General features: G+C 29.0%; 8 protein-coding genes and 1 pseudogene. 5 read left to right on the top strand and 4 right to left on the bottom strand.

The features are described from left to right. Positions 1-345 precede the first annotated feature (345 nt). Both V7Q02_RS15260 and V7Q02_RS15255 read right to left on the bottom strand, forming a co-directional pair. Positions 346-1158, bottom strand: a complete 813-nt coding sequence (locus V7Q02_RS15260) for a glycosyltransferase family 8 protein (protein ID WP_333861942.1) — start codon at positions 1156-1158, stop codon at positions 346-348. A gap of 182 nt (positions 1159-1340) precedes the next feature. After that, positions 1341-2246: a LysR substrate-binding domain-containing protein gene (locus V7Q02_RS15255; RefSeq protein ID WP_333861941.1), complete on the bottom strand. Its 906-nt coding sequence runs from the start codon at positions 2244-2246 to the stop codon at positions 1341-1343. Between the two features lie 258 nt (positions 2247-2504). On the opposite strand from V7Q02_RS15255, the gene aroD reads away from it, so the two are divergent. The 5 genes and pseudogenes from aroD (at position 2505) to V7Q02_RS15230 (ending at position 7412) form a co-directional block, all read left to right on the top strand. Beyond that, positions 2505-3272: a type I 3-dehydroquinate dehydratase gene (aroD, locus tag V7Q02_RS15250; protein ID WP_333861940.1), complete on the top strand. Its 768-nt coding sequence runs from the start codon at positions 2505-2507 to the stop codon at positions 3270-3272. 170 nt (positions 3273-3442) lie between these two features. Then, positions 3443-3598, top strand: a pseudogene (locus V7Q02_RS15245) (quinate/shikimate dehydrogenase); the annotation flags it as partial. A gap of 552 nt (positions 3599-4150) precedes the next feature. Further along, on the top strand, positions 4151-5269 hold the full coding sequence (locus V7Q02_RS15240; protein WP_333861939.1) for a D-glucuronyl C5-epimerase family protein: 1119 nt from the start codon (positions 4151-4153) through the stop codon (positions 5267-5269). Positions 5270-5457: 188 nt separating this feature from the next. After that, the gene (locus tag V7Q02_RS15235) at positions 5458-6228 is read left to right on the top strand and encodes an alpha/beta hydrolase family protein (RefSeq protein WP_333861938.1); all 771 of its coding nucleotides are present in this window, start codon (positions 5458-5460) and stop codon (positions 6226-6228) included. A 293-nt stretch (positions 6229-6521) separates the two neighbouring features. Beyond that, entirely contained in the window at positions 6522-7412 is an 891-nt protein-coding gene (locus V7Q02_RS15230; protein WP_333861943.1) for a LysR family transcriptional regulator, read from the top strand. Between the two features lie 42 nt (positions 7413-7454). On the opposite strand, the gene V7Q02_RS15225 is transcribed toward V7Q02_RS15230, so the two are convergent. Both V7Q02_RS15225 and V7Q02_RS15220 read right to left on the bottom strand, forming a co-directional pair. After that, on the bottom strand, positions 7455-8579 hold the full coding sequence (locus tag V7Q02_RS15225; protein WP_333861937.1) for a DegT/DnrJ/EryC1/StrS family aminotransferase: 1125 nt from the start codon (positions 8577-8579) through the stop codon (positions 7455-7457). Next, positions 8579-9757, bottom strand: coding sequence for a DegT/DnrJ/EryC1/StrS family aminotransferase (locus V7Q02_RS15220; RefSeq protein ID WP_333861936.1), 1179 nt, complete (start codon positions 9755-9757; stop codon positions 8579-8581). Before V7Q02_RS15220 ends, V7Q02_RS15225 begins: the two co-directional genes overlap by 1 nt. Positions 9758-9844: the final 87 nt, after the last annotated feature.

The raw sequence follows: 9844 nt of genomic DNA, 5'->3' as shown, positions 1-9844 counted from the left end.
GATTAATTTTTGTTAGGGTTTTTCTTATAAAATATTAACTAGCACAACGCGTTATATTACTATAATTAGTGTTCCCATTTACGTGGCAAATCTTAACTACATTTCTGGATTTATTTGGTGCCGAAATATGAGCTGTTACATAGGGAAGCAATTTTAAAAAGAAGGCTTGAAATTGAAGGTGAGTTTTGCCACCATAAGCAACTAAAAATGAAATTTCTACAACTGATGAAGAAAAAACTCAAAAAATTAAAATACACTTATTGAACTAAGTGCATTTTAAAAAGGAAAATTAATATAAAATTAATATAATGTAACTTCAGACTTTTAAGTTGAATCATATCAATTTTAAGATTGGCATAGTGCAAGCTTCTCGTAATGTTTATATAAAGAGTGAAAATCTCCAGTATAATTTTTATGCCATGGTTTTTTCTTACCACAGAAGTGAATTATAGAAGTATTATTAATAATATAATCCATATTAATATTTCCTTTGCTTAGAAGTTTATTGTATTTGTAGTATCTTGGATCATAATTAAATAGTATTTCATCAATTTTTTTTATATATTTGGAATACAGTGCATTGATTATATCTTGATCAGGTAGTATGAGCTTGTTTTTATTCTTATCTACAAATTCATATATTTGGTCTTCTTTTATTGTATTTTTTTGAAGAGCAATATTCATTAAAAGAACTCCAGAGTTATAATATGTTTCAATTTCATAGGGTTTTAATCTTAATTTATTAATTTCTTTAACGGGCAGTGTACTATGATATGCTGCAGCATAGAGATATTTAGAGATATCAATATCATATAATTTTCTTAGTTCATTTATAACAATAATATCTGGATCAAGATATAAAATTTTATCTATAGTTGAAGGCAGAAATTTAAATGCCAGAAGTCTATAGTACATTTCTTTAGTATAGTGTTTTGTTAAAGGTGCATATTTAAAATATTCATCTCTCATAGTTATAATAAAAAGTTTATGACCTTCTTTTTCTGTGAATTCATTTATATCATAGAGTTCAGTTTTTTTTATATTGGAGTGCATCATATAAATGCAAAATTTTTCTTTTGGGTTACTTAAAAATAGTGATTTAAGCATAACTTTTAATGGTTTTAAATAATTTGAATCTAATGTAACAAGAATGTTCATCTATATTTTCTCCATGTTAATAATTTTTTTGAGACTGGTATTTTATAATTACTTTATGTGTTCTTTTAAATAAATGCCATTGTTCAAGTTTAAATTTATCTTTGTCTTAAGAAGTTAACTAAACCTAATATAGCATAAATACTGGTAGTTTATAATTGAAATTTGGAAACTACAAATATAAACTATGTGAAAAAATTAGAATTTTCTTCATAACCCTTATTTTTAACATAGGAAATAAAGTTATGAACTGCAGGAGCAAAATATTTATTTTTCTTATAAGCTAAATGAATTTGTCTGGAATATTTAATATTTTTAATGTTAAGTTTTTTGACCTTAGCATATTTAAGTGCAGGAGCTTCAGCTATAATAGATACTCCAAAATTTGCAGCTACTAAAGCACAAAGAGCATATTCATCAGAAGCTTCACAGATGATTTTTGGATGTAAATCCATATTTTTTAACAACTTTAAAGTAAGTTTGCCTAAACCTGAAGCTTTATCATAACCCACTAAAGGATAGGGTTCAATATCTTTTAAGTCAACACTATCAAATTTTGCCAGAGGGTGATCAGGCGGAACAATTATAAATAATTTTTGATCAAAAATAGGAATAAAAATTATATCTGGTTCATCTTCCACATAAGATGCAAATATTAAATCATATTTATCGTTTTTTAGTCCATCCAATAACTCATCTGTAATCCCCTGTTTAAAAGTAAAAGTAACATTTTTATTTTCTTTTAAGTTTAAAAAGCTTCTTACTATTTTTGGAATATAATATTGGGATAATGGAAAAATGTATGCTATATCGACATGACCTTGGTCACTACTAGCTAGTTGCTTCATATCCTTTTTAGCATTATCTAATTCATGTAATATTTTTTCTACATGGTTTAAAAATATCAAACCATATTTTGTTAATACAACATTTCTACCATTCTTTTCAAACAGGCGAAGTTCAAGTTCCTCTTCTAAATTTGATATAGATTTACTCAGACTTGGCTGGGATATATTTAATTTTGCAGCTGCTTGTCTAAAATGTTGTAAGTGGGCAATTTCCCTAAAATAATATAATTGATTTAAATTCATTAGAATATCCACCTCCCTTATAATAAAGATAGCATAAATGATAGAAAAAAGCTATTAATAAACACTAAAATATATATTAGAATTATCAAAGATATTAGATTATAATATAAACATAGTATGTTAAAAAAGTAGCTAAGTTGTTTGTTGGTATGATACTATTTATCTTGTTTTAATATTAGTGATATGGCTATAAAAGTCATTTGAATTAATGAACCATATTCAAATAAACACTTAAATTCTAGAAAGGAAAATTAAATAATGGGAAATATAGTTAAGGTGAAAGATGTAAAATTGGGTGAAGGAATTCCTAAGATTGCAGTTCCATTTGTAGGATGTGATGAAGAGGAAATAATGGAAGAAATAGCAGGTGTAAAAACAATTGAATTTGATATTGTAGAATGGAGAATTGATTATTATAAATATGTAGAAAATGTGGAGAAGGTAAAGAACCTTTTACAAAAAATGAGAAAAGGTTTGAATAATATTCCTATATTAGTGACCTTTAGAACTGCCAGGGAAGGTGGAAAAAAGGAAATTAGTTTAGAATATTATGTAGAACTTAATAAAGTAATTGCAGCTACGGGAGATGCTGATATGATAGATGTCCAATTATTTGTAGCAGAAGATGAAGTGGTGAAAAAAATTGTAGAGGAACTTCATGAATATAATGTAAAGGTAATTTTATCAAATCATGATTTTTACAAAACTCCTGATAAAGAGGAATTGGTATCGAGGATGTGTAAGATGCAGCAGCTTGGGGCAGATATAGCTAAGATAGCAGTGATGCCATGTAGTGAAAAAGACGTACTTGAACTTTTAAGTGCCACTTGTGAAATGAAATGTAACCATAATAAGACTCCGATTATTACTATGTCTATGGGAATCCTTGGTGTTATTACCCGATTGGCAGGCGAAACTTTTGGATCAGCGTTGACTTTTGGTTCTGCTAAGGCTGCATCTGCTCCAGGACAATTAGAAGCAAATGAATTATATAAGGTGCTTAGGCTTATTAGTGCATATAGATAACATAAAAACTGTATAAAAACCCATCCAAATGTTTTAGTGTAGTAAGCGACCAAACAAACTAATTAAAACAAAAGGGTAGGGCTTCATATATTCTAAAATTATTATATAATATTAAGCCATTAATTGACAAGCACAAATAAAATATGAAAATTAAAAGGAGAAGATTTATTATGGCTCAAAAAATTACAGGACATACAGAACTTATAGGATTAATTGCATATCCAATCAGGCATTCAAGTTCACCGGAAATGCATAATGAGGCATTTCAAAAATTAGGTTTGGATTATGCCTACCTTGCTTTTGAAGTTGGCAATGAGGACTTAGAGTTTATCCCTAAATTATTTTAATCTTTCTGAAAGCGATAAAAGCACAGGCAAGCTTAATAAGCCCCAAATAGGCTGCATCTGTTTTCTCAAATCGAACAAGCAATTTTCTAAAATGATTCATCATATGAGGATGAATATAAAAATAAAAAGGTAAAAAGACAAACTAATGTGCTTAGTTATCGGCGGAGGAACTATATAATTTTCACTAATAGATAACTACAAAAATTTTTCTTAATGACTTTACCAGTTATTTAAGAGTTTTTTCAAGATTAGCTATGTGTTATTGTAAATTATATAGTTAAAATCATTAATAGTATAAGTGGGATAAAAAACTCTAATTTTAAATTAAGTTAGAGTTTTTTATTTTTTAGAATATATTCTTTCTTAGTAGAAGATAATATTAAAGTATTATGTAGAGTTACTGCAGAGAAAGGGGAATTTTATAGTCTATGAAGATTATAGGAAAAAATATTTTTATTAAAGTTACATATATATTTGTAATTTTGATTTTTATGATATTCCAAGGAACTAGAGCCGCAGGTAATTTAGAGGGTGGGTGATGTATCTTTAAAAGAAAAGGTAAATATATTAAAAAGAAGTAGAAAGGATCATAATGATAAAAAATATTCTACGGCAATAGAAGGATACAATAAAATTATAGAAGATAAATCTTTGCCTGGTCATATTATAAATGAAGCCAAGGTATGTAAATTATTAGCTGAACAAAAGGCACCGGTTTCAAAAAAATATACATTTTCATCTGATTTTATAGAAATGTGTAAAAGCGGTAAAAAGTATTATAAGGATAATAAATGCAGCTATTTTTTATATAAGGACTATGATACATTTAAAAAATATTTCAATGTTCAACAGGATTGGGTTTATATTGAATCGGATCATTTTAAGTTTGATGGTAAAGGAATACCTATGGTAAAGTATAATGATAAATTTTATTATAATACAGTAACAGTGTGTCAGTATGGTTTATGGCTATATGATAGATATATTGATAATAAAGAAGGTAAAGAGAAATTTTTAAATATGGCAGATTTCCTAACAGATAATATAAAAGAGGATGGTTCTTTCAGGTATGAATTTAAATATTATCACTATGAATCTTTAGATGAGGGATGGTCTTCCAGTATGTCACAGGGTCAGGCATTAAGTGTATTTGCCAGGGCCTATAATCTTACTAAAGATGTAAAATATCTGGATTGTGGAAAGAAAGTTTTAAAATATTTGCTTACACCTATTTCTAAAGGGGGAGTAATGGATAATCTGGGAATATTAGATAGTAGACTTAAAGACAAAGTATTTTTTCAACAGTATGTAAATTCAACTTCTACCTATACTTTAAACGGATTTATATTTACTTTAATTGGTTTATATGATTGGAGCAATGTGAATTGCCCAGGAAATATATACTACAGCAATATGGCTAGGGAATACTGGGATAAAGGGTTAGATAGTTTGAGGTCTATTATACCTTATTATGACATGGGAGAGTTTACAGCTTATGATCTTTATCATATTGTAAAGAAATCAAAACCAAGCAGTTCGGATTTTTATCATTCAGTGCATATAGAACAGATGAATGTGCTTTATAATATTACAAAAGACGATTATTTCAAAAATATAAGAGATATGTGGATTTCTTATGTAAGTGAATAAAGAATTATTGATATTAATATGAGATAAATATGTCTTCTTTAATGTACAGTTCATTAGGAGGCATATTTTTTATATTTTTTTGTGGAATCTCAATAAAAAATTAATTTTTACATATAGAATATTGTAAAATAAATATAGATATTATTTAAGTGTGATATTTCAAATAGCACTATAAAAGGAGGTTTAATATGGTTGAAAATTTTGAAATAAAAGATGATCAAAATAAAAGTATAAGGGGAATTATAAATAGACCTGACATATCAGGTAAGGTACCTTGTATAATTTTCTGTCATGGGTTTATGGGAAATAAATTAGGGCATAATTTTATGTTTGTGAAAATGGCCAGAACCCTAGAAAAACTCAATGTGGCTTCTGTTAGATTTGATTTTATGGGTAGCGGAGAAAGTGATGGGGATTTTAAGGATGTTACTATATCCTCAGAAGTGGAAGACTGTAAAAAAGTACTTAAATCTGTAAACTCTCTTGATTATATTGATAAAGAGAATATAAATATATTGGGATTTAGTATGGGAGCTGCAATTGCCGTAGTAATTGCTTCTACATATTCTAATATAATCAAAAATTCTATTCTTATAAGTGCTGGATTTAATATGTACGATATATTTATTTCTGAAGTTACAGGAGATAAATTATATGAATTTTTGGAAAAAGGACATATAAATTTTGAGAATAATATACTTAGTGAAAAGGCAATGGATGATGCATTTAATTATAGGATCTTTGATTACTTGAAAGGAATGAAGGGGAATACACTTATAGTTCACGGAACAGAAGATAAATCCGTATATCCTTTGTATGCAAGGAAAATTTATCAATTATTAAGCGGTAAGGCTAAATTGAAATTTATTAAGGGATCGGATCACTGCTATTCCAGTCCAGAATATTACGCGGAATTGGTTGAAGAAATAGTACAATTTGTAAAAAAACATATAATCTAAGAAAAACCAATGAATATATTACATAAAGTATCAATAATATACACATATTGACTTTATTTTTCATTGATAATAAATTATTCTAACAAATAAATATAAAATAGCATACTATTTCATTAAGATAAAAGTTAAATTTTATTACTAATCGATTTCATCTAAATTACGAGTTTATTATATGACATAAATTTAACAAAAACAAATTGATAATATTCTAATAATCTATAGATTTTATATATAGTTCCTGTTATAATTGGTAATAGTAAGATAGATGTATTATGAGAAAGTGGTGTGCTAAATTGAATTTGTATCATTTGCGTTATTTTGTAACTCTGGCACATTTGGAGCACTATACTAAAGCTGCAGAGGAATTGATGATTACACAACCTAGTTTAAGTCATGCTATAGCACTACTCGGAAAAGAACTTGGGGTATCCTTGTTTGAAAAGGAGGGTAGAAATGTAGTACTTACTAAATATGGTAAAATGTTTTTGAAGGATGTAGAAAAAGCATTAGAAATTTTGGATTCCAGTGTGAAAACGTTAAAAATGATTGGAAATGGAGAAGGTATTATTGAACTTGTATTCCTTCGTACTTTAGGAACGGATTTTGTACCGGAAATTACTAGAAAATTTTTGCAAGAGAACAGGGAAAAATCTATTGAATTTCACTTTCATACAGGTGTAACAGGGGATATTATAGAAGGACTTAAATCCGGAAAATACGATATTGCTTTTTGTTCTAAAATAGAAGGAGAACAAAGTATTGAATTTATACCAGTTGCAACCCAGGAACTTGTATTGATTGTTCCAAAAGATCATCCCCTAGCAGACAGAGATACTATAGACTTAATGGATACGATTTCATATCCTTATATATTTTTTACAAAAAAAAGTGGTCTTAGACCTATAATTGATAATTTGTTTGCTCAGATTGGTAGAGTACCTGAAATTGCTTATGAAGTTGAAGAGGATCAGGTAGTTGCAGGACTGGTTTCTAAAAACTTTGGTATAGCAATAAGCCCTAATATGCCTATGCTTAATTCCATGGATTTGAAAGTTATTCAAATAACAAGTCCCATTTGGGAAAGGAGATTTTATTTAGCGGTGGTAAAAGACAAATATTCCACACCAGTAGTTCAAAAATTTAAAAATTTTGTTATACAATCTACTAGGTCAAATAATAGATAGTTAAAAACAACCATAATGTTATGGTTGTTTTTTAAAATAATCTTATTTTTTATAAAAGGACTTTATGGTATCACATACAAAGTCAATTTCCTCTTCTGATATTTCAGGATAAATAGGTAGTGCCAATATTTCTTTAGATATTTTTTCTGATACAGGAAAATCTCCTTTTTTATGGCCAAGATAGCTGAAACACTTCTGAAGATGAAGAGGTATAGGATAATATATACTGCAGCTAATTTCCTTTTCTTTTAAATAGGCACAGAGTTCATCTCTTTTTTCTGCAAGTATATTAAATACATAATATACAGGTTTTTGATCGTTTTTAAGTTCAGGAATTTTTATGTAAGGGAGATCCTCAAGTCTTTCTTTATACCAATTGGAAACAATGTTACGTTTTGTTATGGAATTGTCAATGTACTTTAATTTAACAAGCAGCAAGGAAGCTTGAATTGTATCCAGTCTTGAATTATAGCCTATGTAGTCATAATGGTATTTTTGAGAGGCACCATGAACTCTAAACATTTTAACTTTTTCAGCTAAATGAGAGTTGTTTGTAACTATCATACCTCCATCTCCGTAGCCACCTAATGTCTTAGTAGGGAAAAAAGAAAATACTCCCAAATCCCCTAAAGTACCTGAATGTTTATAGGTAGTATTGTTATTACCTTTCCATCTCATGCCAAAGGCTTCTGCGGCATCTTCAAGTACACTAAGATTATATTTTGAAGCTAAATCCATTATTTTATCCATGTCTGACATCTGAGAAAATAAATGTATAGGCAGGATACCTTTAGTATTTGAAGTTATTTTTTCTTCAATTTTATCTGCATCAATATTAAAAGTATCTTCATCTATATCTACAAACACAGGTTTTGCATTGTGTTTAGCCAAACAAGAAGTGGAAGCGAGAAAGGTAAAAGGTGAAGTTATTACCTCTTTACCATTTTTAAAGCCAAGTACATCAGAGGATATGACTAAAGCATCTGTGCCTGAAGCTACAGCTATAGCGTGTTTTGCACCGGTATATTTTTCTATGGCTCTTTCAAACTCTGAAACCTCTTCTCCCAATATAAAGTTTCCTTTTTCCAAAACATTTTTTATAGCTTTATTAAATTCTTGTTTTTTTTCGTTATATTCCCTTTTTGGAGTATAAAAATCAACTTTCATTATTTATTCACCTTCTCTACTACTTTTATAAGTTCTTTTGCAACATATTCCGCATCTTCTGGAAGGAGAGTGGAATAAAGGGGAAGGGTTATTTCATTTTTGTATTGTTCATAGGCATTTGGGTAATCCTCTATGGAATATCCAAGAGATTTATATAATGTAAACATAGGCAGTGGTATAAAGTGAACATTAACTGCTATGTTTTTCTCTGCAAGTGTCTTTATAACTTCATTTCTTTGCTCTTCTTTTAGTCCTTTAATTCTGAGAGGATATAGATGATAGGAAGTTTCCATATCTTCATCCTCTTTAAAAGGAATGATTGCCCACTCTTTTTGTGATAATATACTTGAATATATTTCGAATATATTTTTTCGCCTTCTTAGCATATCACTATATCTTCTAAGCTGAACTAATCCAAGGGCGGCATTTATGTCTGCCATATTGCATTTATACCCTGCTGTAACTATATCATATTTCCAGGCACCTGCTTTCATCTTGGATAGTGCATCTTTTGACTGACCATTAAGGGAATTCAATTTTAAGTCCTTTAATAGGTTTTCTTTCCCAAGTAAGTTATTGTTATTAAAGGTTATAGCTCCTCCTTCTGCAGTGGTTAAATTTTTTACTGCATGAAAAGAAAATACGTGGGCATCTAACTGGCTGCCTACTTTCTTTCCTTTATATGAGGCTCCAAGAGCATGGGCAGAGTCTGATACAAGCAGTATATCCTCACGATTTTTAAGCTTTATTACTTCTTTTAAAGCATTATAGTTCACGGGTACTCCAGCAAAATCCACAGAAAAAATAGCTTTTGTATTTTCTGTAATTGCATCATATATTTTATCTATATCTATGGAGAAATCATCTTTTTTTACATCTACCATAATTGGTTTTATACCTCTTTGAATAGACACCGCTGCAGTGGATGTATAGGTGTATGGAGTTGTTATTACATCATCTCCACTTTTAATATTAAATACTTTTAATAAAAGTTCCATACCACAGGTGGCACTTGAAACTGCTGCAGAATAGTTTGCATTGCAGTAGAGGGCTAATTTTTCTTCAAATTCTGCAGTTTTAGGACCAGAGGTTATCCAGCCTGACTTTAAAACTTCAGATAAGGCATCAATTTCATCCTGGGTAATATCAGGAGGGGAAAAGGGAATTTTTTTATTCATAAATATCAAATCCTTTCTTTTAATATAAGTAATAGGTGTTTGCAAAACGCTACAACCCGCATAAATGCGGGATATTTTTGTTGTAAA

Source organism: Clostridium sp., from assembly GCF_036781005.1.
In the GTDB taxonomy this organism is placed as follows: domain Bacteria; phylum Bacillota; class Clostridia; order Clostridiales; family Clostridiaceae; genus Clostridium_B.
Note: the sequence above shows the minus strand (reverse complement) of the source record. Positions and strands in the feature narration are given on the sequence as shown.

What these genes read in the sequence shown, in the direction of transcription:
- V7Q02_RS15260 (WP_333861942.1), bottom strand. Translation starts at nt 1,158, where the DNA reads ATGAACATTCTTGTTACATTAGATTCAAATTATTTAAAACCATTAAAA.
- V7Q02_RS15255 (WP_333861941.1), bottom strand. Translation starts at nt 2,246, where the DNA reads ATGAATTTAAATCAATTATATTATTTTAGGGAAATTGCCCACTTACAA.
- aroD (WP_333861940.1), top strand. Translation starts at nt 2,505, where the DNA reads ATGGGAAATATAGTTAAGGTGAAAGATGTAAAATTGGGTGAAGGAATT.
- V7Q02_RS15235 (WP_333861938.1), top strand. Translation starts at nt 5,458, where the DNA reads ATGGTTGAAAATTTTGAAATAAAAGATGATCAAAATAAAAGTATAAGG.
- V7Q02_RS15225 (WP_333861937.1), bottom strand. Translation starts at nt 8,579, where the DNA reads ATGAAAGTTGATTTTTATACTCCAAAAAGGGAATATAACGAAAAAAAA.
- V7Q02_RS15220 (WP_333861936.1), bottom strand. Translation starts at nt 9,757, where the DNA reads ATGAATAAAAAAATTCCCTTTTCCCCTCCTGATATTACCCAGGATGAA.